General features: G+C 70.6%; 21 protein-coding genes. 19 read left to right on the top strand and 2 right to left on the bottom strand.

The features are described from left to right. The first annotated feature begins 513 nt into the window (after window positions 1-513). From ACX27O_RS15565 to ACX27O_RS15475, 19 genes are all read left to right on the top strand, one after another. A complete protein-coding gene (locus tag ACX27O_RS15565; protein WP_458939660.1) occupies window positions 514-1,392 on the top strand; it encodes a hypothetical protein in 879 nt (292 codons plus the stop codon). Between the two features lie 725 nt (window positions 1,393-2,117). Beyond that, window positions 2,118-2,498, top strand: a complete 381-nt coding sequence (locus ACX27O_RS15560; RefSeq protein WP_357688467.1) for a pilin — start codon at window positions 2,118-2,120, stop codon at window positions 2,496-2,498. Window positions 2,499-2,503: 5 nt separating this feature from the next. Then, entirely contained in the window at window positions 2,504-3,418 is a 915-nt protein-coding gene (locus ACX27O_RS15555) for a conjugal transfer protein TrbL family protein (RefSeq protein ID WP_458939659.1), read from the top strand. Between the two features lie 35 nt (window positions 3,419-3,453). Continuing rightward, complete coding sequence (locus ACX27O_RS15550; protein ID WP_458939670.1) at window positions 3,454-4,383, top strand: PrgI family protein; 930 nt, start codon at window positions 3,454-3,456, stop codon at window positions 4,381-4,383. Continuing rightward, window positions 4,380-6,170 (top strand): VirB4 family type IV secretion system protein, encoded by a 1,791-nt coding sequence (locus ACX27O_RS15545; protein WP_458939658.1) that lies wholly within the window; start codon window positions 4,380-4,382, stop codon window positions 6,168-6,170. The genes ACX27O_RS15550 and ACX27O_RS15545 overlap by 4 nt, the downstream gene beginning before the upstream one ends. Beyond that, window positions 6,167-8,686 (top strand): helicase HerA domain-containing protein, encoded by a 2,520-nt coding sequence (locus tag ACX27O_RS15540; protein WP_458939657.1) that lies wholly within the window; start codon window positions 6,167-6,169, stop codon window positions 8,684-8,686. The genes ACX27O_RS15545 and ACX27O_RS15540 overlap by 4 nt, the downstream gene beginning before the upstream one ends. A 211-nt stretch (window positions 8,687-8,897) precedes the next feature. Further along, window positions 8,898-9,773, top strand: a complete 876-nt coding sequence (locus ACX27O_RS15535) for a replication-relaxation family protein (protein ID WP_458939656.1) — start codon at window positions 8,898-8,900, stop codon at window positions 9,771-9,773. Between the two features lie 476 nt (window positions 9,774-10,249). Continuing rightward, window positions 10,250-10,966, top strand: a complete 717-nt coding sequence (locus ACX27O_RS15530; RefSeq protein ID WP_458939655.1) for a hypothetical protein — start codon at window positions 10,250-10,252, stop codon at window positions 10,964-10,966. Window positions 10,967-11,375: 409 nt separating this feature from the next. Then, complete coding sequence (locus tag ACX27O_RS15525) at window positions 11,376-12,053, top strand: hypothetical protein (protein ID WP_458939654.1); 678 nt, start codon at window positions 11,376-11,378, stop codon at window positions 12,051-12,053. Then, complete coding sequence (locus ACX27O_RS15520) at window positions 12,040-12,432, top strand: hypothetical protein (RefSeq protein ID WP_458939653.1); 393 nt, start codon at window positions 12,040-12,042, stop codon at window positions 12,430-12,432. The genes ACX27O_RS15525 and ACX27O_RS15520 overlap by 14 nt, the downstream gene beginning before the upstream one ends. 154 nt (window positions 12,433-12,586) lie before the next feature. Then, a complete protein-coding gene (locus ACX27O_RS15515; RefSeq protein ID WP_458939652.1) occupies window positions 12,587-13,504 on the top strand; it encodes a MarR family transcriptional regulator in 918 nt (305 codons plus the stop codon). 93 nt (window positions 13,505-13,597) lie between these two features. Continuing rightward, on the top strand, window positions 13,598-14,275 hold the full coding sequence (locus ACX27O_RS15510; RefSeq protein ID WP_458939651.1) for a GGDEF domain-containing protein: 678 nt from the start codon (window positions 13,598-13,600) through the stop codon (window positions 14,273-14,275). Window positions 14,276-14,381: 106 nt separating this feature from the next. Beyond that, window positions 14,382-14,969 carry a hypothetical protein gene (locus tag ACX27O_RS15505; protein WP_458939650.1) on the top strand — a complete coding sequence of 196 codons (588 nt, stop codon included), beginning with the start codon at window positions 14,382-14,384 and terminating at the stop codon, window positions 14,967-14,969. A gap of 751 nt (window positions 14,970-15,720) precedes the next feature. Continuing rightward, window positions 15,721-16,134, top strand: a complete 414-nt coding sequence (locus tag ACX27O_RS15500; RefSeq protein ID WP_458939649.1) for a hypothetical protein — start codon at window positions 15,721-15,723, stop codon at window positions 16,132-16,134. 107 nt (window positions 16,135-16,241) lie between these two features. Continuing rightward, window positions 16,242-17,333: a M23 family metallopeptidase gene (locus ACX27O_RS15495; protein WP_458939648.1), complete on the top strand. Its 1,092-nt coding sequence runs from the start codon at window positions 16,242-16,244 to the stop codon at window positions 17,331-17,333. 102 nt (window positions 17,334-17,435) lie between these two features. Further along, window positions 17,436-18,107 (top strand): hypothetical protein, encoded by a 672-nt coding sequence (locus ACX27O_RS15490; protein WP_458939647.1) that lies wholly within the window; start codon window positions 17,436-17,438, stop codon window positions 18,105-18,107. Window positions 18,108-18,173: 66 nt separating this feature from the next. Beyond that, entirely contained in the window at window positions 18,174-19,268 is a 1,095-nt protein-coding gene (locus tag ACX27O_RS15485; RefSeq protein ID WP_458939646.1) for a DUF4314 domain-containing protein, read from the top strand. A 414-nt stretch (window positions 19,269-19,682) separates the two neighbouring features. Then, complete coding sequence (locus tag ACX27O_RS15480) at window positions 19,683-20,831, top strand: AAA family ATPase (RefSeq protein WP_458939645.1); 1,149 nt, start codon at window positions 19,683-19,685, stop codon at window positions 20,829-20,831. A gap of 153 nt (window positions 20,832-20,984) precedes the next feature. Further along, a complete protein-coding gene (locus ACX27O_RS15475) occupies window positions 20,985-22,478 on the top strand; it encodes a VWA domain-containing protein (protein ID WP_458939644.1) in 1,494 nt (497 codons plus the stop codon). A 219-nt stretch (window positions 22,479-22,697) separates the two neighbouring features. Here ACX27O_RS15475 and ACX27O_RS15470 read toward each other — a convergent pair whose 3' ends face one another. Together ACX27O_RS15470 and ACX27O_RS15465 are read right to left on the bottom strand one after the other, a co-directional pair. Then, window positions 22,698-23,072 carry a hypothetical protein gene (locus tag ACX27O_RS15470; protein WP_458939643.1) on the bottom strand — a complete coding sequence of 125 codons (375 nt, stop codon included), beginning with the start codon at window positions 23,070-23,072 and terminating at the stop codon, window positions 22,698-22,700. 13 nt (window positions 23,073-23,085) lie between these two features. Continuing rightward, the gene (locus ACX27O_RS15465) at window positions 23,086-24,426 is read right to left on the bottom strand and encodes a WD40 repeat domain-containing protein (protein ID WP_458939642.1); all 1,341 of its coding nucleotides are present in this window, start codon (window positions 24,424-24,426) and stop codon (window positions 23,086-23,088) included. Window positions 24,427-24,625 lie beyond the last annotated feature (199 nt).

Genomic DNA, 24,625 nt, shown 5'->3' with positions numbered 1-24,625 from the left:
CGACTGAACATCAACAACCAGCGAGGGGGTCAACATTCGGCCGGAACAGAGGGGTCAAAGTTCGGCCGGCGTTGACAACAGCCTGCCCGCGACTGTCATGGGTGCGTCGGTAGTCCGCGCGGGCCGTCCCCGGCGAGCGGTGACAGCGGTGCTGTGAGCCGACCCGGTTGTCACAGCGGGACGGGCGAGTCCCCTGTGAGGTCGTGCGCGCCGGTTCGCGGGTCACGGCGTGAAGAGTGTGCCACCGCCTCCGAATCGCGCGGCCGCAGGCTCTGTCAGGGTGTCACAGGGCAGGTCAACCGGCACTTGTCAGACTCTGGACAACGATCAGCGGCGATGGCGCGCCGTGAAGGCGGGGCCACTGACAGAGGCCCGGGTCGAGGGCGACGAACAGCACCCGGAGCAGCTTTGTCAGGACCTTGTGAGCCCTCTGTGGCGCAATCGATGCCACCGATCGCCGTGACAACGCCGGCGACGGCATTCGCATCCCTTCGGTGTCACAGGAGTGTTGACATGAGCGCGTCCGACGCTACGAACTGGCCGACGTCCGCCCTCGACGCGGCGGCGACCGTCTACGCCGCGCTGACCTGCGAGCCCGCGCCGCTGACTCTCGACTGCACGGCGTTCTTCTCCGACGCGCGTCTGCCGCAGCCGGTGATGCCGCTGCCCGCGCTGCGGGACTGGCTGTTGCGCCACCCCCGCGCCTACACCGCGCGTGACGAGGTGTGGCGGGAGCTGATCCGACGTGCCCGGCTCGACGGGCCGCACTGGGTCGTCGCCGCGGTCGGCATGGCGATGCCGGCGCTGCAGCAATACGCGGCCCACCTGTGTGAGGGCTACACCGGCGACCCTGCCGATATCGACGCCGAGATCCTGACCGGGTTCCTGACGGCGCTGCGCGACCGGGCCGACCTGACCAAACCCGCACCGTACGCGAGCCTGTGCAAGGCGGCGTGGCGAGCCGGGCGGGACCTGCGGCTGCAGCAGCATCAGTGTCTGCCGGTGCAGGACATCGAGCATCTCGTTTCCGGTTCCCGCACTCCGCCGGTGCCGTACGGGCATCCGGATCTCCTTGTCCGCCGCGCGGTGACCCTCGGGATCCTCGACCCCGAGGACGAGCAGCCCTACATCGACGTGCGGCTCGGGCACCGGGCGATCGAGCCCATCGCCGCGAGGAATGGCGTCAGCGTCGACGCCCTGCGCATGCGGCTGTCCCGCATCGACAGCCGCGTCGCCGAGGCCCTCGCGGACGGGCTGCTGACCGGGGTCGCGTCGCCGGAGACCACGGCGCGACTGCGGCAACAGGCCGAGCAGCGCGGCGGGCGCCGCGCGGGACGTGCCGCGGCCGCCCGCCGCGAAGCCGCCCGGCAGCACGCTGCGGCAGCCGCCTGACAGCCAACCGGCACGGCTGTGGCCCGACGTACCACGTCGGGCCACAGCCGTTTGCGCGTACCGAGCGCCCGTCCCCGTAGAGCTGCTTCGGAGGCAACGCGCTGCATTGGCAGCAGAGAGCCAGCGCAGGATTGCAGCCGACTTGCCCACGTCGGAGTGGGGGGCAAGTGGCGCAGGCCCCGCTCGCCCCCCACTCCGGCGACCAGAACCTCTCCGCCTTGGTCCTAAGCAGTCCGGAACGGGCGGACGGATGCGGGCGTGTCAAGAGCTCTGAGCCCCGGCGGCACTCACACGCTCACAGGTAGCCCGTTCAGATCCGGCTGGGAGTCCTCGCCCGCGGGCCACACGGTCGACGGCGAAAGGCCTTGACCTGCCCTGTGAGCCTGCCTGGGTCGGGGTGAGCGCGGCAAGTGTTCGTCAGGGCTCACAAATCCCGGTTTGGGGGTGCGGGACTTCAGCGGGCCGTACCGCTCGCCGGTCCCGCCCGCCGCCGGGCAATGCGAGGAGCCACAATCCGTGCGCCTCGGGTGCCGCGCCAATTGATGCGCTGACACCACATTGATGACCGCAACCCACCCATGAGGGAGGACGAGCTCCTCCCGGGGCTCACACGGTTCGCGCCTTCTTCACCTGCGCCCGGCGGCGGTCCCATCGGACCGCTTCGAGCAATCGCCGCCCCCGATCACGCCTGTTCGTGGCCGGGGCGCGGCGGGAGGTGAACCGCAATGTCCCGCACCCCACAGCACACTCTCCGAATCCCGCGAGTCGTTCGTCTCGCACTCCGTGCGGCCGTACCGCTGGTCGGCGTCGGCCTGTCACTGGCCGCCCCGGCCGCCGCGTACGCCGATCCGGGCGCCGCCGTTCACCTGGCGGCGAACTCCCTGCCGGTGGTGATCGCCAACCTGCAGGCCTGGGTCATGGGCATCCTGGCCGCCATCGCCACCCTCTTCCTCGTCCTAGCCGGCGTGTACTGGGCCACCGCCGGTGGTGACCCGTCGCAGGTCGAGAAAGCCAAGCTCGCCCTGCGCAACGCGCTGATCGGCTACGGCCTGGCCGTCCTCGCACCGATCTTGCTGCAGGTCGTCCAGGGCATTGTCGGGGGCTGATCGTCATGGGATGGGTCCTCGACCAGGTTCTTGATTGGCTCACCACGGCGATCCTGGCCTGCCTCAACGCGATCTTCGACCTCATCACCGACATTCTGCTCACCACCCCGAAGGTCACCGTGCTACCGGAGGTGCAGGCGCTCACCGGCCGCTCGGTCTGGATCGTGGACACCGTCTTCGTGTTGGCGTTCGTCGCCGCCGGCGTGCTCGTCATGGTCGCCGGCGGCGACGAACAATCCCGGTACACGGTCAAGGACCTCCTACCGCGGCTCGTCGTCGGGTTCACCGCCGCGCACTTCTCCCAGTTGGCCTGCGACCAGCTCATCGATGTAGCCAACGCCCTGACTGCGGCGATCAGCGAGGGCGGCTACGACAGCGACGGCGCGTTCACCGCGATCCGCACCCATCTCGCGGCGGCACAGGACCGCACCGTCCCGCTGCTGTTCCTCATCCTGATCCTGCTCATCACCGTTCTGGTCGTGACGGCGGCGTTTCAGCTGATCGGCAGGTTCGTGGCGCTGCTGGTGATGACGAGCATCGCGCCGCTGGCGCTGGCCTGCCACGCACTGCCGCAGACCGACGGCCTCGCCCGGCTGTGGTGGCGCGCCTACGCCGGATGCCTGGCGATCCCCGTGGCGCAAGCGTTCTTCCTCACCGCGGGGCAGCAGACACTGCTCGACCCGGCGACCATGCTGCCCGTGTTCGGCCTGCCCGTCGACCCGGGCGGCACGCTGAACCTCCTGGTCGTGGTGGTGCTGCTGTGGACCACCGTCAAGATCCCCACCTTGTTGGCCCGCTGGGCGGGCCAGACCGGACGTAGCACGAGCAGCATGCTCGGCGCGGTGGTCCGCGTCGTCGTGGTGCGGCAGTTCGCCCGCACCGTCCCCGGCTTGAACACCGCTCAGAGGAGCATCAGATGACCCGGCCTGAGCCCGAAGCGCCGATGAGGGCACGGATGCCCGCCGATGTCGACGCCCCCGACAAGGTCGCCTACGGCCTGACGTTCCACCAGCTGGCGATCGTCGCCGCCGGCGCGCTGCTGTTCTACGCCGCGTGGCGCACCCTGCATAGCGTGGTGCCGGCGCCGGTGTTCATCGGTGCTGGTGTGGTGCTCGGCGGGCTGGTCATCGGCCTGGCGCTGGGCCGCCGCGACGGCCTGTCGATGGATGTGTGGCTGGTGCACGCGATCCGCCACACCCGCAGCCCTCGGGCGCTGTCCACCACCGCCGTCGCGGCGGATACCGGGTCACCGGATTGGGTCGAGACCCCCACCAGCGGCCGAGTGCCGCTGCCAGCGCCGTTGCGGCTGCCCGCCGACGCCATCGACGACGACGGGGAAATCAGCCTCGGTGACGCGCGGGCGGCGATCGTCGGCACCACCACAGTGAACCTCGCGCTGCGCACACCCGACGAACAGACGGCGCTGATCGAGGGGTGGGGGCGGTGGCTCAACAGCCTGTCGACGCCGACGCAGATCGTCGTGTCCGCGCAACCGGTTGACCTGGCCTCCCACAGCCGGGCCCTCACCGCCGCCGCGGACGCCCAACCGCATCCGCGGCTGCGCGCGGCGTGCGCCGATCACGCCGAGTTCCTCGGTGACCTCGCCGCCCGCCGGGACCCGCTGCGTCGACAGGTCCTGGTCGTCACCCGGACGGCGGCGGGCGAGCGGGCGCATGCCGCGCGGCGGCGAGCCGATGACACGGTGCGGGCGTTGGCCGGCATCGGTGTCAGTCCGCGGGTGCTGGACGGCTCGGCGGTCACCGCCGCCCTGGCCAGCGCCGCCGACCCGTACCGCCCGCCACGCCCGGGCGGCCTGGCCGCACCCGACGCCGTCATCACCGCCGCCGCTCCCACCCGCACCCCCAAGAGGAGGAAGAGCTCATGATCAGGAAGAGACGGTCCGGCGACGACGGCGCACCGCCGCGGCCGGGCTCGCTGGCGTCGGCGGTCACGCCGGCCACCGTCGAGGTCACACCGCGGTGGCTGCGGGTGGGCGACGGCTTCGCCGCCACCCTCGTCGTGACCGGCTATCCAGCCGAGGTGGGCCCAGCGTGGCTGGAGCCACTGCTGTCCTGGCCGGGCCGGCTCGACCTAGCCTTGCACATCGAGCCGCTGCCAGCGCCGATCGCCGCCGACCGGCTCCGCAAACAACGAGCACGGCTGGAGTCCTCCCGACGGGCCGACTCTGAGCGCGGGAAGCTCGCCGACCCCTACGTCGACGCCGCCGCCCACGACGCCGGTGACCTGGCCGAGCGGCTCGCCCGAGGCGCGGCGAAGCTGTTCCGCGTCGGCCTGTACCTGACCGTGCACGCCCGCACCGAAGACGAACTCCTGCAGGCGTGCGCGCAGGTCCGGGCCGCCGCCGCGTCCACCCTCCTGGAGGTGCAACCCGCGACGTGGCGGCAGCTTCCCGGCTGGACCACCACCCTGCCTCTCGCCTGCGATGGGCTGCGGATGCCGCGCACCATGGACACCCAGGCCCTCGCCGCCGCGTTCCCGCTGTCCAGCCCGGACCTGCCCGCCCCGCTGCCCGGCGACCCGCCGACCACCGGCGGTATCCTCTACGGCATCAACCCGGCCAGCGCCGGCATTGTCTGGTGGGACCGCTGGACACAGGAGAACCACAACTCGATCGTCCTGGCCCGCTCCGGGGCCGGGAAGTCGTACTTCGTGAAGCTGGAGATCCTGCGCAACCTCTACCAGGGTGTGCAGGTCGCGGTGGTGGACCCCGAGGACGAGTACCTGCGACTCGCAGACGCGGTCGGCGGCAGCACCGTCCGGATGGGCCTGCCCGGCGTGAAGATCAACCCCCTGGACCTGCCCGTCGGCGACCGGCGTCCCGACACGCTGACCCGCCGCGCTCTGTTCCTCCACACACTCATCAGCGTGCTGCTCGGCCACCAGCCGCCACCGGCGGAACGCGCCGCGCTGGACCGGGCGATCCTCGCCGTCTACCGCGCCGCCGGGATCACCGCCGACCCGGCCACACACCACCGGCCCGCGCCGCTGCTGCGCGACCTCGCCGCCACGCTACGCGCCGACGACGACCCGGCCGCCGCGACGCTGGCCGCCCGGCTCGCACCGTGGGTGCAGGGCAGCTTCGCCGACCTGTTCGACGCCCCCACCACCCAGACCCCGGCCGGACACCTGGTCGTGTGGTCGCTGCGGCATCTGCCCGACGAACTGCGCACCGTCGGCACCCTGCTCGCGCTGGACGCGATCTGGCGCACCGTCGACGCCCCGCAGCGACCGTCGCGGCGGCGGCTCGTGGTGGTCGACGAGGCGTGGCTGCTGATGCGCGACGGCGAAGGCGCCCGCTTCCTGTTCCGCATGTCGAAGGCGGCCCGCAAGCGCAACGGCGGGCTGACCGTCATCACCCAGGACGCCGCCGACGTGCTGGGCACCGACCTCGGCCGAGCGGTGGTGTCCAACGCCTCCACCCAGGTGCTGCTGCGGCAGGCGCCGCAGGCCATCGACGCCGTCGGCGAGGCGTTCGGGCTCACCGACGGTGAACGGCGGCTGCTGCTGGCGGCCCGCCGCGGCCAAGGGCTACTGATCTGCGGGGTGAGCAGGACCAGCTTCGAGTCGATCTCCTCCGACACCGAACATGCCCTGTGCACCACTGACCCCGCCGAGTTGGCCGACCTCGACGAGGAGGAGAGCGAGCTGTGACACCACCGACCGAAGCTCTCACCTCAGGGCTCGCGTCACCGCCGCCGGCGCCCAACCCCATCACCGGGCCGGACGCCGACCCCATCCCACCCCCTACCGGAGCGGCGGCCGCGCTGCTCGACGCCGCCGTGTGGGCCACACAGCGGCCGTGGCTGGCGGCTGTCGCCGCTGGCGCGCTGATCGTGTGGATCGCGGCTCGCAACCTGGTCGAGATCGGGCGGCACCGCCACCACGCCCGCGGCGCGCGCCTCGTGACGATCGCACCGCCGCCGGAGGTCGACCCGCGCAGCGCGTCAGCGTTGTGGGCGAACCTGGCCGGCGTGTTGACCCCGTCACGGCGGCGGCGCCTAGTGCACGGCGCCCCGCACGTCGCGTGGCAGTACACCTGGTCCGGCCGGCGACTGCTCATCTCGATCTGGGTTCCCGGCACCGTCCCTGCGGGGGCGGTCGAGGCCGCGGTGCGGGCGGCGTGGCCCAGCTCGGCCACCACCACCGACGACAACCCGCCGCCGCCGATCCCCCTGGACGCCGATCCCGCGACCGGTGGGCACCTGCTGCCCGTGTACGCGGAGTGGTTGCCGCTGGCCACCGACCACGACACGGACCCGCTGCGCCCGCTGATGGCCGCCGGCGCGCAGCTCAAACCCCGCGAGTACGCCTGCGTGCAGATCCTCGCCCGCCCGGCCACACCCCGGCGGGCAGCGCGGGCCCGCCGAGCGGCCGGGCGGCTACGGACGGGCACGACCGGCGTCCCGGCGATCGATCCGGCCGCGCCGGTGCGGTGGTTGCTGGACGCGTTCCTGTCCGGCAACCGCACCACCGGCCGCGCTGCGGTGCCCGCGTCCCGTCGGGATCCCACCGTCGAGCGCGACGTCCGGGCGATCCTGGACAAGACCGCGCACCCGCTGTGGCAGACCGGCATCCGCTACGCCGTCGCCACCACCAACCGGCGCGCCGGCACAGACCCACGTGGCCGGCTGCGGGGCATCGCCGACACGCTTGCCTCGGCGTTCGCCATCCACACCGGCCGCAACCGGCTCACCCACCGGACCCGCATGCGCGCACCGGTGGCCGTCCTGGCCGCCCGCCGCCTCGGACCCGGATTCCTCACCTCCGCCCCGGAACTCGCCGCCCTCGCGGCCCTACCGCGCGACCTCGCCGTGCCCGGCCTCGACCGGGCGCGGGCCGCGTCCATGCCAGCACCGGTCGCCGTCCCCGGCGGCGGCCGTGGGGTGAAGATGCTCGGCGACGCCGAAATCGGCGGCCACAGCGTCGGACTGACGGTGCCGGACGCGAGGTATCACCTGCATGTGATCGGTTCCACGGGCTCCGGCAAGACCACCCTGCTGGTCAACATGGCCCTCGACGACATCAACGCCGGCCGCGGCACCGTCGTCATCGACCCGCACGGCGACCTCGTCCTGGACATCCTCGACCGGCTCCCCGCAGGCGTCGCCGACCGCGTCGTGCTCTTCGACCCCGACCAGGACAACCCGCCGACGCTGAACCCCCTCGAAGGTGACGACCCCGACCTGGTTGTCGACAACCTGGTGTCGATCTTCGGGAACATCTTCGCCAAGGCGTGGGGGCCGCGGATGGACGACGTCATGCGGGTGGCCTGCCTGACCCTGCTGCGCCATAACAACGTCACCCTGCAACACATCCCGCCGCTGCTCAACAGCCCTCAGTTCCGCTCGGCGATGACGGTGGACCTGGACGACCCGGCGGGGCTCAGCGGCTTCTGGCAGTGGTACGACAGCCTCAACGACAGCCTCCGCTCACAGGTCATCGGACCGGTCCTCGCCCGGCTACGCGCGTTCCTGCTGCGCGACTTCGTCAAACGCACCATGCGCTACCCCAAATCGAGCTTCGACATGGGCCGCGTCCTCGACGGCGGGGTGCTGCTCGTCCGCATCCCCAAGGGCGTGCTCGGCGAGGACACCAGCCGGCTGCTCGGCTCCCTGATCCTCGCGCAGGTGTGGCAGGCCACCACCGCCCGCGCCGGCGTCGACCCCGACCGGCGCCGCGACGCGACCCTCATCATCGACGAGGCCCAGAACTTCCTGACCCTGGCCAACTCCCTGGACACGATGCTCGCCGAAGCCCGGAAGTACCGGCTGTCACTCGTGCTCGCCCACCAGGACCTTGCCCAGTTCCCCCGCGACCTCCTCGCCGCCGCGTCGGCCAACGCCCGCAACAAGATCTACTTCACCGTCGCGCCGGAGGACGCGAAGGTCCTGTCCCGGCACACCCTGCCGGAACTGGGCGAGCACGACCTCGCCCACCTCGACGCCTACACCGCCGCCGCGCGGCTGGTCCTCAACGGCCGCCAGACCCCGGCGTTCACCATGAACACCCGGCCGCCGAAGCCGGTCCTCGGGGAGGCGACCGCCATCCGCCACGCCGCCGCCGCGGCGGTAGCGAGCCAGGACACCAGCGCCGTCGACGCCCTCGTCGAACGGCTCAGCCGCAAACCCGACGACCGTCGATCCCGTCCGAAGCGCGACCGGAGCTAACCGTCTCTGTCAGACGGTGGCGTTTCCCGGGTCGCGCACCGGCTCGTCACCAGGATCGCCACCGGCGACCGCCGGGCATCCAGAGCACAGTGCTGACCTGGGCTGTCAGTGCCGCACACACCCCGTGACAGGCCCTCCGCACCGACCCTCCCTAGCCCAGACACCCCTCCCGATCGGGAGGGGAACCCCATCCTGCCCAGGAGCAACCGTCGTGTACTCCCGTGTTCCCCCCGCCTCCCGCAACCCCGATCCCCTCGCCGTCTTCGGTCGCATCGTCCCCCGCGACCACGCCCTCCTCAGGCTGCTCGCCGAGCACTACCTGCTGTCCACCGACCAAATCACCAGCGCCCTCTTCGACACCCGGCGCACCGCCCAACGGCGGCTGACGATCCTGCACCGCCTCGACGTGCTGCACCGATTCGGCCGAAGCGGCGCCCACGGCCGGTACGGGTCACTGCTCTACACCCTCGGCCCCGTCGGACTGCAGCTACACCCGACCGTCTACCACGGCCCGACCGGCACCAACGGCAAGGCGCCGCGCAGCTCCCTGGAACGCGCCAAGCGGATCGCGGCCAGCGGCCAGGTCAACCACCTGCTCGGCGTCAACCAGTTCTTCACCGACCTCATCGCCACCACCCGCCGTGCCGGCGGAGTGCGGCTGTCGCGCTGGTGGTCCGAGCAGCACGCCACCACCGTCTACGCCCATGCGGGCATCCGCCCCGACGGGCACGGCGTATGGACCGTCGGCGACACCTCGACCGGCTTCTTCCTCGAGCACGACAACGACACCGAGAACCTCGCCCGGGTCGTGGCCAAGCTGCGCGGCTACGAACGCCTCACCGCGTTCGGCCCCCGCTACCCCGTGCTGTTCTGGGTCCCCAGCCGGCGCCGGGAGGCCAGCCTCCTCGGCGTGCTCGCCGGACTGCGCACCGCCAGCCCGATCGCCACCGCCGTCCATGGCCCCGACCCGGCAGGTCGGGTGTGGACCCTCGTCTCGGACCCCACTCACCGGCGGTACCTGCACGAGCTGCCCTGCGACCACGGCCCCGACACGGCCACCAACCCGCGGCGCTTCGACCACCCGTAGAACTCACACCGCAGGCCAGGGCGTTGAACCCGCCAGAGTGAGCACCTCCGGCAGGCCAACTACCGCCGCCGACGTCTGTCAGCAAACAAGGTCATCTGTGAGCGCCGTGAAGCTCACAGCAACCCCGCTGACGACGACTCCGCCGCGAGACGCAATGCCTCACGTCGCAGGTCAGCCCCACTTTCCGGCGCTCAAGTCGTCGGATCGGCCTGACAGAACGGTCCGCTACCGTTCACGGCACTAACACCACCTCATAAATCTCCACCCCGGTCCGGTCCCACCTCGGAACCACCGCCGCACCTACCGGTGCGCCTCGCCCACCCGCCCCTTCCGGGGCCGGTCGGTGCCGCGCCGCGCGGCGATCCCAGGTCGCACCGCACCAACCCGCACCCGCATCTCTCCCGCAACCGACCCACGCATCTAGTGGGCCGGTCATCTCCGCGCGCCTGACGCGCCCAACCCGAAGGAGGACCCTCATGCCCAAGAACCCGACCCGGAAGGCCACCTCGCCGACTGTCACACCGACGGCGACGATCCGCACCATGATCGTCTGCGTGCCCGGCGACCTGCCCCGCGAGTCCCTGACCGCACACCAGCTCGACCGCAACTTCGGCGTGCAGGGCACGCTGTCGCCCCGCTTCTGGGCCAGCCCCGCCCTACATCTGTGGCAGCGCAGCCAGATGTTCGGACTGCGCAAGGGCCGCCCGGCCTACTGCGCTGGCGGACCAGCGCGACTGCTCGACCTGACCGGGATGCGCCACGCCGCCGGTGTCGGGGCGGGCATCCGCCACCAACTGTTCAGCCGCGCCGTGCACGGCACCCGCAACGCCAATCCGTGGCACGTCTACGAGGCCCGCCACCTGGCGGACCCGCAGCAGTACCCGTGGGACACGGCCGTCGCGGACTTCACCCATCAACCCCGGGTCAACGCCATCCGGATGCACAACGCCGCCACCTACGGCGCCGGGCAGATCCGCCTCAGCGAACTGGAGATGTACCAGGCCGGCTGCATGGCCTACCAGCACCACAGCGCCCTGAGCGCCCTCGCGGGCGACGCGCTGATCACCGCCGAAGGGGCGAGGCTGGCCCCGGCCAGCGACGCCATGGCCGACCGGGTGACCTACCTCGAACAGGCCAACCGGCTGCTCGACGCCATCGACTCCAACCAGCGACTGCTCGCGGTCGCGCTCTGACAGAGCAGGCCAAGAAGGAGGCACGCCCGACCGGCCGCGTCATGTTCCCGCTCGACGAGGTCGAGCGCCTCGCCGCCGCCTGCGTCCGCGCCGCGCGAGGCAGCGCCGCGAACCGCTAGACATCCACGCGCACCTCATCGCGCAGCTTCGGGCCGCTGCACGCACTGGCGCACCACCATCCTGGCGACCGGCTCACGTGTCGGCAGATACCCGCGAGCTGCCGCATCTCGCCCCGGCGTGCCAGCCGCCTCTGGCAGGGGCGCTGACTGCGCTACCGGCCAGCGAGGCGGCCGCCCTTTCCCTCTTGCGCGTAAGCCGGCGAGCGCCGGCACAACTCCTAGACACCTCACCGAGCCTCGGCGACCAGGCCCTGGTCGCGTCATCACCCTGCCTGAAGGGACATAGCTGCATGATTCACCTTCCAATCTGCCCCGTCTGCGACGAGCCGGTGGCTGACCAACCGGCCACGCACTGGACCAACGCCTACCGCGGCGGCATTGCGTGGTGGCATCTGGCGGACAATAGCCCCATCTGCACGGCCGCCGACGGCCAACACTTGCAGCCGGCCCTCGTCGCCGACCCGCTTCCGGTCGACAGTCAGACCACCACCTGGCTCGACGAGATGAGCAGCTTGTTCGCCGTCGACGGCCCTTACGACCCCGCCCGACTGGGCAGCGCCATCACCGCCGCCGAGCACCTCACCCGCTGGCTGCACACGGCCACCGGAGCGTTCAGCGCGCTGCTCACCCTGCCGGAGCCCTCCGACGTCGCCTCTCTGATCGGGCACCTGCACCGGAGCACCCGGCTGCTCGCCCGGGTGCACGCACAGACCGGGTCCTACCTCATCGACCAGGCCCGCCAGGCACACCTCGCCAGCCTCGATGACAGCGAGGGGGGCGATGTCATCGACGCTGCCGACGACATCCGCGCATGGTTGCAGGATGCGGCCGACTGGCTCGCCCAGTCGGCGCAGGCATCCGGGACGGCGTGGTCCAGCGTCCGCAAGGTCGCGGCCGCCAGTCACCTCGGCGCCTCCCCCACCGCCGACGGCACGGACCGTCAGGAGGGCAGCGGTGACGACGCCTGACTACACACCACGTCAGGGCAGCACCGCCTTCTTCTCCGGTCGGTGGCTGCGCTACGAACCGGTCCCTGGCTTCCACCGCTACCACGAGGGCTACCTCGCGACGGTGACCGGTTGGTGGAACGGCAGCTTCGAACTCGCCCTCGACCACGATGCCGTGATCGCCCTTACCCAGACGTTCGACGCGATGGCCACCTACGTCGGCGATGACTGGCGCACCGTCGACTTCGACGGACACACCCTCACCATCGCCCGTCCGGTGTCCCTCGGCGGCGGCGTCCACCTCGTCGAGCCCACCGGCGGGCGGTACCGGATCGGCTGGGGCCTTGCGTGGTTACCCGTCGACCCGAGCCGCTGCGACCACGTCTTCGGCCAGCCATAGCCGCACCGCCCACCAGCACCGGGGGCCTGGCAGGCCCCGAGCGTCGACGGCATCCCGAGATCCGGTCACCGCACTTGATCACGAGGCGCTGTCGAAGCGTGGATCAGTGCACGCCACATCCCAGCAGACGCAACAGCAGCCACAGGGAGGACCTATGGACAACACGACCGACCAGACCGCGGCACCCAGCGCCCTAGACAGGGTCGCCGCCGCTCTGTCCACACTTGGCCAGGACACGGCCGCCGCGATCGCGCAGCGCGCCGGCGTCGGCTACTCGACGGCCACCAAACGACTGCGCAGCCTGGCGGAGGCGGGCCAGGCCGAACCGTTGCGCGCAGACGACGGCCGCACGCTTTGGCAGCACGTGGCGAACGCGGCGACCAGCACCGACAGCGGCGACCCGCCGGCGGCCACGACCGATGCCAGGCGCGACCCGCCCTCCGCAGTGACGGACGACAACGCGGACGAGGCTCACGGACCGGACGAGGCCCCCGGACCGGCCGAGGAGGCGAACACCGCCTCGGTGGCGAGCCCGGACGAGGAATCGACCAGTCTTCCGCCGGACGACGAACGCCTACGAGCGCCGGACAGCGACGCGGGACGGCCAGCCCTACAGGGCCCATCCGCCCAGCCGGACCGCGTCCCCGACGCACCGACCACAACGCCGGCGGAGGCCGGCGAGGCTTCCCCGGCCGACGCCGAGAATCCGCCCGCAGCCGACGCGTCCGGTCAGGCAGACTCCGCGCCCAGTCTGGACCCGGGAGGCAGCGACGACACCGTTGTGCCCAGCAGCCCTTCCGAGGCTCCGAGCGCGTCCGATGGCGGGAAGCCACGCCGGTCCAAGGGCAGCCTGCGCGGGGCCATCCTCGACGTTCTCGAAGCCCATCCCGGGCAGCCGTTCAAGACCAGCGAACTGTGCAAGGCCATCGACCAGGCGAACGAGGGCACCGACTCGGCCAAGGCCAGCGCGGGCGCGGTCGTCAACGCCGTGCACAAGCTCGTCACCGACGGCGTCGCCGTTCAGGTCGCCGAGAGGCCAGCGACGTTCCAACTCGCCCCGGCAACCACCTAGCAAACCCGTTACCGCTGGTAGCCCGGGGCGGGCGTCGAACTTGGCGGCTCACGCCCGCCCCGGTGCTCCTTAACCCACAAGGAGCGACGTCAAGTGTGTCACCTGAGCTCGTACCTCACCGCGGCCGGCGGAGTCCTCGCCGGTCTCGCCGTCGCCGCGGCACTGCTCTCCCGGCAGCGGAACATCATTCACCATCAGCGGCAGGCGTTGGCCGCCCGCGACCGTGACCGGTCCTACTGGCACCGGCTGGCCACACACAACGACACGACCGACTTGCCGAACCGGCGGGCCCTGTGGACCCACCTTGAGGCCACGTTCTCGCTCGGGGAACCGCTCGGGCTCGTCCTCATCGACCTCGACCGGTTCAAGCAGGTCAACGACACCTACGGCCACGAGTACGGCAATGACCTGCTGCGCGAGGTCGGACGCCGCCTGAGGGCCCTCGGGCCGTCGGTAGTCCTGGCCGCGCACCTCGCCGGCGACGAGTTCGCCCTCGTCGTGCATGGCGACGACGGCGAGGTCGAGACCGTCGCGGAGGCCGCCCACCGGCGCATCTCGGAGCTCGCGTACGAGATCGCCGGGCAGCGGGTGATCGTCACCGCCAGCGTCGGCTACGCGCTCGCCGAGCCGGACATGCTGCCCCGCGACCTCCTGCACGCGGCCGACCAGGCCATGTACCTGGCCAAACGCCAGCGTTGCGGCGTCCGCGCCCACGACCCGGACCACGCCACGGCGCCGGGAATTGTCATCCGCTACCGCGACCTGCGCTAACACGCCCTTGGCGCCAACCGCACCACGTCCCCGCACGCACCAGGAGCCCCGCAAGCCCATTCGGCCTGCGGGGCTTCGCGTAGGTCAAGGAGCTCAAATCCTCGTGATGTCCTTCCACGCCGTTCACACCCTGACCGGGTGCCTGCTGCACATTGAGGCCAGCGCCGACCTGCTCGGCTGGGGCCGCCCGCCTCTCCTGCTACTCGTCCAGGACAGGCCCACCCCATCAGCACCTAACGGCCTGAGACGCCAGATGCGCGCCGCGCACCTACCGCTCAACGACACCCGCATGAGCCGCTATCGCGCCGGGCTCGCCGACCTCCTGCCCGACCTCGCCACCGCGCTCGACATCAACCAGCCGGTCGCCCGACCCACCCTCGCGGCCTGCGTCGACATCGGCCTCATCACGAACCTCCTCGCCGATCCCACCCCGGGACTCCGCGTGCTGGCCTGGGCCGTCTGCTACGAGGACGTCCTCGTCGAGTCCGACGACCTGCACGAGGTCCGCCGCGTTGACGCGGTCGACGCCGACCGACGTGGCTACCAGATCACGAGGCTGCGGGCCGAACCGCACCCCGTGGTCCGCGTCGACGACCCAGTCGACCACGACGGCGCACCAGCCACTCGCTCCGCACTGGCGCGTCTCATCCAGACCACCAGCAGGCCCAGTCAAATCACGCCGACAGCCTCCTGACGGCCGCCGACTCCCAGCCGGAAGCGCGGCCCCGACCTCACCCGCGCGCCGCACACCGTGCCCTACGGCACCACCCCTGGCAGACGACTTGACCTTCATCGAGAGAGAAGCGTCGATCAACTAGGTCATTGTCCGGGGCAGCCATCAGGCAGAACACGACTCGGCCCCGACCGGACGGTGACCCTGGCCCAAACCCCGATAGAAGGTCACCCGCCATGTCTGACCGCAGCCGAACCCGCTCGTCTCACCGAGCCCCTCTCCCCCGTGACGTCACCGACCCCCTGCTGTGGCGGCTGGCCGTGGACGTCCTCACCGCCCACCGACCCGGACCCGGCAACCGGTGCGCCAACCTGCAGTGCGCCGACCAGAGCGGGCCGTGTTCGGCCGCCAGGCAGGCACAACGGGCGATGCGCGCCGCGCGAGCCACACCACCGCCACAGCCGGCACCTGCCCGTGAACCCACGCCACAACGGCGGGACCGCGACTCCCTCGGCTTCGTCGGCTGGTTCGCCAACGGTATCGCCGCCGCTGCCACGCAGCTACTGCCGCGGGTCCCGCATCGGCTGCCCCGCCGCGTTCCCGGGGCGACCCTGACCGCCGCCTACGCCGCGTAGCCGCAGCCCAGACGCAACGACCAAACGCCGCCCGGCCCGGACCACGAGACCTCACGACCTTCGACCGCGTGGCCCATTTACGGCCGCGCGGTCGTCGCCGTACCCGAACACACCACCACGACGAGGAGACACGACCCGTGGGGAACATTTGCTACGTCAGCGCCATCGATCCGGCCCAGCCGAGCACCGTCCACGCCCGCTACGTCCACTTCGACGGCTACCCCTTGCCGCTCATCGCGCAGCTACGCGGCATCTGGGCCGCCACCGCCCGCCGCGACACTCAAGCCCTTATCGACGCGGTCCTCGCCCACGACTGGTACTACCTCGGATCCGACGTCACCGCGGGCACCCGATCGTTCCCTCACCAGCACCCCGTCGGCGGTGTCGGCGTGACGTTCGACGACACCGAGCCGGAGCCCGCCACCGTCTTCCCGCTCAGCCGCGCCGTCGACCTCGACGCCTCGTGGATCTACGTGATCAGCCCAGCCGACGACACCGTCACCGTGCACACCGGCGACGGCGAGCCGATCGGTGTCCACAGCCTCGGCTAGCCAGGAGGACCAGTCATGCCCGGCCACGCCTCTCCCCTCGTCCAGCGCCATTCCACGCCCTACCGCGCTCCCTACCTCGCCTCTCCCCTCGTCCGCTGGGGACCGACGTGAAGCTCCGATCTCTGGTGTCCGTCGCGGTGGCACTCGTCGCCGTGTTCATCCTCTGCGCCGGTGGGCTCGGCGGATTACTCGCCGGCGGCTCGGCCACCGCCGGATGTCACCCCATGGCCACCACTCCCGCGTCCACGTCAGACAGCACGGCGTCGCCGCACGGGCCGCCGATCCTGTGGCCGGCGATCGGCGACTGGGACAGCGACCAGGTCGGCAACGCCGCCGCGATCGTCGCCACCGGCGCCCGCCTCGGGCTACCCGGGCGCGGCTGGGTGATCGCGGTCGCCACCGCCATGCAGGAGAGCACCCTGCGGAACCTGCCCGGCGGCGACCGGGACTCGGTCGGGCTGTTCCAGCAGCGCCCCAGCCAAGGGTGGGGCACCCCCGCCCAACTGCGGAACCCCGTCTACGCGTCGGAGAAGTTCTTCGGAAAGCTGTCCGCAATCCGCGGCTGGCAGGCGATGCCGCTCACCGAAGCCGCCCAGGCCGTGCAGATCAGCGCCGTCCCCGACGCCTACGCGACATGGGAGGGACCAGCCACCCAGCTGGTCACGACGATCGCCGACACCACGGGCCTACCCACCGACGGCCTGGCCGGGTGCGGGGCCACCGGCCCGTGGACGCAGCCGGTCCTCGCTTCCGTCGGGTCAAGCTTTCGTAGCTCGGACCGGCCCGGCCACGACGGCGTCGACCTCAGCGCCGCGCGCGGCACCATCATCCGCGCCGCGTCCGCCGGGACCGTCCGCACCGTCCGCTGCAACGCCGTCCACGCCGACACCGGCGCCGATTGGGGCTGCGACCGCGACGGCGACCCCGACCTCACGCGCGGGTGCGGCTGGTACGTCGACATCGACCACCCAGGCGGCCTGCTCACCCGCTACTGCCACATGGACCAACCCCCGATGGTGACGGTCGGGCAGCCGGTCACCGCCGGCCAACCCATCGGCGTCGTCGGCTCCACCGGCCACAGCTCCGGACCGCACCTGCACTACGAGGTGCACCACAACAGCGATGCCAGCCCGAACGGCGCGATCGACCCGGTGCCCTTCATGGCCGCACAAAACGCCCCGCTCGCCACCAAGCCCTGACGGCGATACCGGCGGCTCCATGGTCAACCGACTCGACGGCGGTTCCCCGCCTGCGGACGACCGCCGCAACCCCAACCACACATCCTCAAGGAGGAAAGGCACGTGAGCACACCCGTCCTGATCGGTGTCGCCGCACTCCGCGGCAGGTACACCGCCCGCTCCATCCAGCTCGGTGAGGACCCGGAGGTCCTGGTGCCGCTGCTGCGCCGGATCTGGGCCGACACGTTCGCCCGCGACACCGACGCCCTGGCCGCCGCGCTGCTGGCCCGCAACTGGTGGAGCCTCGCCGTCAACCCCACGCTACGGCGATGGCACCGACAGCCGCCCGTAGCGGGACTGGGCTACCCGACCGTCACCGAGAACAACACCCTCCGGCAGGGCTCGCTGCGCGAGGACCTCGACGGGTTCTACGAATGGATGTACCTGCTGCGCCCCGACCAGCGGCTACTGATGGTGTACGAGGCGACGGTCCACCGCCGCTGGCTGCGGCACAGCGTCCACCACCTCGACCCGATCGAGGACCTGTTCGTCACCACACCCGCCCTCGACGAGGGCGGCCCGGAGATGACCGTGTGCACCGTCTGCGGCGCCGTCGACGAGATCGACCACGTCGAGGTGCCGTCCATGGCCGGCTACGGCCGCGACACCGCCACCAGCTGCACCCGCTGCGGCTCCTCGGTCGCTACCGACCCGATGTTCGGCGCGCACATCACCTGCAAGCCTTGGCCCCCGCACGCCCCCACCACTGACGACGCGACGGGCAGCACCCAGTGAGCACACCGGACCCCGATGCCGCCGCCCACCAGCCGCGTCTTATCCACTCACCCATCGGAGAGCACCATGACCTACCAGCCCGGCCAGCGCGTCGCCCTGGTCCACACCAGCGAACCCCACACCCAGTTACGGCCCGGCGACACCGGCACCGTCCAACGCCACGACCAGCAGCAGAACATTGTCGAGGTCACGTGGGACAGCGGCTCAGCCCTGTCCATGTGCCTCGACGCCGGCGACCGCATGCAACTGGTCACCACCACCCCGCAGCCCACCGGTGAGCTGGTCGACCAGGCCACCGGATGGGCCACCGCGCTGCGGCGGATGCGCGCCGCCGGCGTCGATGCCGGCCGCACCGCCGCCGAATGGTGGGCGCAGGACACCATCGGCGCCCGGTGCGGCGGCGACACCCGCCTGGCCGCGCGCCGGGTCCTGGCAGGCATCGACGACGGCGATCTGGCCGTCCTCGACGCCCTGCCCCGCTTCACGTTGGCCGGCGATTCGGTCGACATCGCCGGGTGGGAGCTGTTCGCCGACGCCACCGGCGACACCACGGGCTGGTTCGGGTTGCGCATCGCCCAGCGCGACGAGGCGATGGCCGTCTACCGCGACGCCTTCACCGCCGCCGCCGTCGACCGCGTCGCCGACCTGTGTCACCTCGCGGCCAGCCCCACCGGCCGCGACGTGTCGCACCTGCACCCTGACCGGGTCCGTGTCGGCGACGTCGGCGTGTTCTCCGGCGAGTGGGCTCTGACCGTCGGCCGGGACGGCAGTGATCGCCTTGAGGTGGGGTTCGTCGGCACCCTGATCGATCACTGGAACGGGTGGGCGGTGTTCTCCTGCAGCCGCGCCGTGGCCGAGGCGGTCGTCGCGGACCAGCAGCGGCGCCGCGACCAGTGCCGCGTCAGCATGCGGGACGCGGGCGTGCCGGAGGACGAACTGGACAGTCGGGTCGACGCCGCGCTGGCCGACCTGTCCTTCGACGGCGACGTCATCGTCGCCGACCAGCGCGCCCTGTCCGACGACCCGGACGCCATCCAACGCATCGCCCCCGACGGCGACGCCCGATACGTGGTGATGGGCCGTAACTGGTGCTGGGAGGCCGTCGACCCCTACGCCTGCGACCGGATCATCGGCGACCCGCCCGACCCCGACCAGGCGTAGGCCCAGACCCGGCCAGGGCCAGATTGGCACCGGCACAACCGCCGCCGACAGGCGACACCGACACGCAAGCAGTCGAAGCACCGTACGCGGGCCAGGCGCCGGCCTGCGATTCCCGAGTCCGACCGTGCCTTCCCCACCGGTAGGCGCCCCGACCTGAACACCGCTCCGCGTAGCCGAGCACGGCTACGTGCGCTCTTCCCGCCCGCTGTGGCTCACCAACGCCGCCGCGCGCCCCGGGAAGGGGCGCGCGGCGGCAATATTCGCCAAGGAGCACTTCATGCCACACCTGAGCACACCAGTCCGCCGATCAGCCAGCCGCGCGCCAGTGCCGCGGCTGCGCGGGTACGACTTGATCACCTCCGGGAGCGCGGGTATCGGTTGCACCCCGATCGCAACCACCGTCGGAGGTGCCCGGTGACCTCGCCCGCTCGACCCGCCAAGCCCAAGGCCAAGCCCCGCCCCATGTTCGGGCCGGTCCTGGCCCTGCTAGCGGCCGAACCGCACCGCGCCTTCTCCATCGGCGACCTGGGCAAGGAACTGCCCGGCCGGTCGTCCGGGGCGATCGGATCCGTTTTGAACCGCCTCGTCGACCGTGGTTGGGCGACCGTGTCCACCGGCTCGCCCCGCCGGTACACCATCACCGCCGAGGGCATCGACGCGTTCACCGCAGGAGCTGGTACCAGCCGCGCTCCGTCGGCTGCCACCGGCACGCCCGCGGCGACCGCCGCGCCGGTACCTGCCCCGACCGGCCCGGTTCCCCCGCGTCCCGGCGCTGTCCTGCGCCCCAACGGGGTCTGGTACCTGCCCCGCCAGCTCGGCGACGGCACCGACGTCGAGGTGCTGCGCCAGCTGCGCCGCGACACCATCCCGGTCCTGCTCTACGGGCCACCCGGCACCGGCAAGACCAGCCTCATCGAAGCCGCCTACCCCGATGCGATCACCGTCGCCGGGCACGGCGACACCACCGTCGAGGACCTCGTCGGCAACTACGTCCCGCTGCCCGACGGCGGCTTCGCCTTCGCCTACGGGCCGCTCGTGAGCGCCATGCGCGCCGGACGCGCCCTGTTCATCGACGACGCCACCCTCATCCCACCCCGCGTCCTCGCCGCCCTGTATCCGGCGATGGACGGCAGGGCCACCATCACCATCGCCGCCCACCACAACGAAGTCGTGACCGCCACCGACGGGTTCTTCGTCTGCGCCGGCCACAACCCCGGCGTGCACGGAGCGATCCTCACCGAAGCCCTCGCCTCCCGGTTCTCCGTGCACATCGAGGTCACCACCGACTTCCAGCTCGCCCGCTCCCTCGGCGTACCCAACGGCGCCATCGACGCGGCGATCGCCCTCAACGCGCGGATGCGCAAGCACGAGATCGACTGGGCGCCGCAACTGCGCGAGCTGCTGGCGTTCAAGCGCGTCGCCGGAAGCCTCGGCCTCGCCGCCGCCGTGGCCAACCTCGCCGCAGTCGCACCCGAGGCCGACCGGCAAGCCGTCGTCGAAGCCCTCCAGCGGGCCTACCGCGGCACCACCATCACCCCCCTCACCCTCGGCAAGCAGAAGTAAGGCAGGCCGTCATGACCAGCGTCTCCGCACACCTGCGCCCCTCCGGCGCCAGCCAGCCCCGCCTCCCCGGCCCCGGCCACCTCACCATGGGGCCGGTGGTCAGCGGCCTGGACCAGGCAGGCCGCGACACTGACCGGCCGACCAGACGCCAGCGTGACCGTCACCCCGGCCGACGGCGGCCCACCCGGCTTCAGCTACCCCGCCACCGCCCAGATCCAGGTCGACGCCGACCTCATCGCCGACCCGGCGATCGCCGACCCTCGCCGGCCCGGGCACCGGTCGAAGGTTTCCGTCGCCTACGGCGTCCTGCTGCACGAATGCGCCCACGTCATCCACTCCCAGTGGGACCCACCGCCCACCGTGGTGCCCGTCGTCCGGGAAGCCGCGCTCCTGCTCGAGGAGTCACGCATCGAACGACGCTACCGCGACACCCGACCCCGCGACCGGCGGTGGCTACGCCGCGCCGTCACTAGCATCATCGACCCCGCCGACACACCTACCGACACCCTTTGGAGTGCTGCCTACGCCGCCGGACTGCTCCTAGCCCGCGTCGACGCCCGAATCCTGTACCCCGCCGACGTCCGCGCGCCCCGGTGCGCCATCGCCACGGTCCTCGGCCGCAAACTCATCCGGGGCCTGCGCGCCGTCTGGCGGGAAGCCCACACCGTCGGCGACACCGACACCACTCGCATGATCGAACTCGGGGAACGCTGGTGCCGCCTACTGGGCATCGACCCGACCACCACCCCGGGCTTGCCCGCCGACGACGCGGCCACCAGCGCGATCGCAGCAGCCATCTCCGGCGCCCTCGACACCATTCTCCACAACCCCGCCGACACCCCGGAACCCGCAAGCGACAGCAGCCGTCCCCACGGACACGGCCTCCACGTCGACACCGACACGCCGATCACCTGGGGCGAACGCGACGCCCGCGACGCCGAACGCCACGCCGCCAACCGCCTCACCGCCCTGCTGCGCCGCGCCGGCCACCGCGAACCCGCCCGCACCCGCCAACCCAGCGCCGCACCGCCCGGACGGCTGCGAACCGGCGCCGCGGTCACCCTCGCCGCCCAACGCGCGGCCGGGGGCATCCCCACCGCCCAGCCGTGGCAGCGCACCGTTCGCCGTGCGAGCCCCGACCCCGAGCTGACCGTCGGCATCCTCATCGACGCCTCCGGCTCAATGGAGGACTTCGCGAAGCCCATGTCCTCCGCCGCGTGGATCGTCGCCCACGCCGCCACCCGCGCCGGAGCCACCAGCGCGACTCTCGCCTACGGCGACCGGATCACCGTGCTCATCCCACCCGGCCGCCGCCCGAGCAAGGTCCGCGACATGCGCGCCGACGCCGGCACGGAACGCTTCGTCGAGGCGTGCGCCGAAGCCGACCGGCTCCTACACCTGTCTACCCCGGGCACTTCACGCCTGCTCGTGGTGGTCTCCGACGGCCACTACGTCAACCCCGACGAAAGCCAAGCGACCATCACCCGCCTCCACCACACCGGCTGCGCCGTCCTCTGGCTCGCACCGAACAACAAAGGTTGGCCGCCCAGGGTCTATGACAACACCACCACCATCACCGTCGATGACCCCACCACCTGCATCAACCTCATCGGCCAAGCAGCCATCAACGTCCTGACCAGGGCCTGAAACCCACACCAATCGCCGGGCACGGTTGACTCGGGATACAGGGGGACGGATTCCGACCACAGATAGTCAAGGACCGCCCCCCGCTGCCCAATCTGACGGCGGCAGATGAACCTCCGCCAGCAACTCATATAAATTTTCCAGATTCCTGCTGCACCAAAGCGTTGCGGTCATTCGTACGCGTTTGTCAGCCAAGCCAAGCCAGGCCCTGCGCCGGCGATTTTATACCGCGCCTATCAAGCAAACTGGTATCCACATCAGCGTGGCAGAGGCCAGGATCCACGATCCAATGGCGGCCCCCTTCTCAGCGACGAGCCCCGTCATCAACATCAGAGCGCCAAGCGTCGTGTAACCGGCCAACAGGTAGATTAGATAGGCACCCGTTTCTGCGCCTTCCCACTCTCGTATACTCGCGAACATCCAACCCGAGAACGCGAACGTGCTGGCGGCTGCGGCCATCAGAACGCCGCCAATCCCTCTCGCGAGAGGGGCGCCCCGCTCGTCGCCGCTTATGAACACAAGGAAAGCGATGGCGAAGACGATTACGCTCAGGACACCGATCATACTGGAAACTTCCGAGAGCTCATGAGCTGTCACCCGTAATGCCCCCTCACCTTTTGCTCAAATCCCACAACCGCACCTCACCCTCGTCTCCTCCGGAGGCAAAAAGTTTTCCGTCGGGGCTGAAGCTCATCGCGTGCACGGAATATTTGTGTCCACCAAGCGGCTTGCCGAGTTGCTCGCCCGTGCTCACTTGCCAAATGCGCACGTCACCGTTCGAGTCGCCAGAGGCCAGTAGCTTTCTATCCGGACTGAAGGCCAAGCGGTAAAACCAAATCCCGTCATCCTGCGTGTTGAACGTCTGAATCCTTCGGCCGTTCGAGACATCAAACAGGAGGATCACCCCGGCCTTGCCCGCCACCGCGATAATTTTCGAGTCAACACTAAAGGCCAGCGCCCAAGTAGCGTTGTATTGCGTCGACTCAAGCTTGCGCTCGACCTTCATGCCTGGCACGGAGTGCATCAAGGCAGTGCTCGCCTCCCCGCCCGTCACGAGGTGTCGGCCATCTGGCGATAGCGCGACTGTGGTTACATTCCATTCATCACGCGCCTCCCCGATCAACTTGCCGTCGCGACTCCAAACCTTGGCACCTTGACTTGCAGTCGCAATCTTGGTGCCGCTGCGATCGAAAGCGACGCTGTTAACGTGCACGGACTGAGCGGGGATTTGGATTGCAGTGCGAGATCCTTCCGTTGATCGAATCGCCACCGACTTATCCTTGTTAATGGCGGCAAGGAGTTCACACCGCGGGAGGAAGTAAGCGTCGATCCAGTCATTCTGACTTGACGCTGAGACCTGTTCGAAGTTGCTGAGGTTCCATGTCCGAACCTGGTTGGTGACGCTGCAAAGGGTGTCGTTCCCCTTAAAAGAAATATCCGTTACTCGCGAATCACCGGCTTTGAGAGTGGCGAGCAGTCGTGGGTCATCCTTAAATAACGGATACAGAAAGCTACCCACCAGGAGGATACCTATAACCCAAATTGCCACCGCAGCGGTCCAACGCAGGGTCGAGTTGTCAGACCGAGGCTGACTTATAGCAACAGTAGGTTCGACCGCTGGTTCGACCGCTGTGGGCCGTCTTGTGACAGCCGGGAGCGGGGAGGGCTGCACCTCAGCATTGAGGGGGCGACCAAGAATTGTTTCGCGGCGACTATTTCTGCGCGCATCGCGCGTCGGACCCGCTTCTTGCGCATCAGCGCTCGATAGCTTTTCGTTACCTGTTTCACCCTTCAGAACAGCCACGATCACAGTTAGTCCGACCGCGAGAATCGCCTGCAACAGGATCCGACCCAAGGCCGCCTGCCCGATTGCATCGGCTACAAGGTTGGCACAAACTGCCGCAGCTACGTCCACGCAGGCAATCACGACGACCCGATGGGTCTTGTTCATGCGGTAGCGCCCCCCTGTGGTGTCGACTGCAGTCGATGGTGCCCCATCCACATGGCCCGAACATCCACCAGACGCAGGATGGCGCCCTCACGCTTGGGAGCATCCCTGAGGGTGATCGGTGGACACCAGGCTGGCTGCACAGCCTATGTCCTTCGCGATTACCCTTGAGGTGATGCATGCGAACAATAGTCGCGTTAGA

This window comes from Micromonospora sp. SD19, from assembly GCF_054462275.1.
This window is presented reverse-complemented; position numbering and strand designations above follow the sequence as displayed.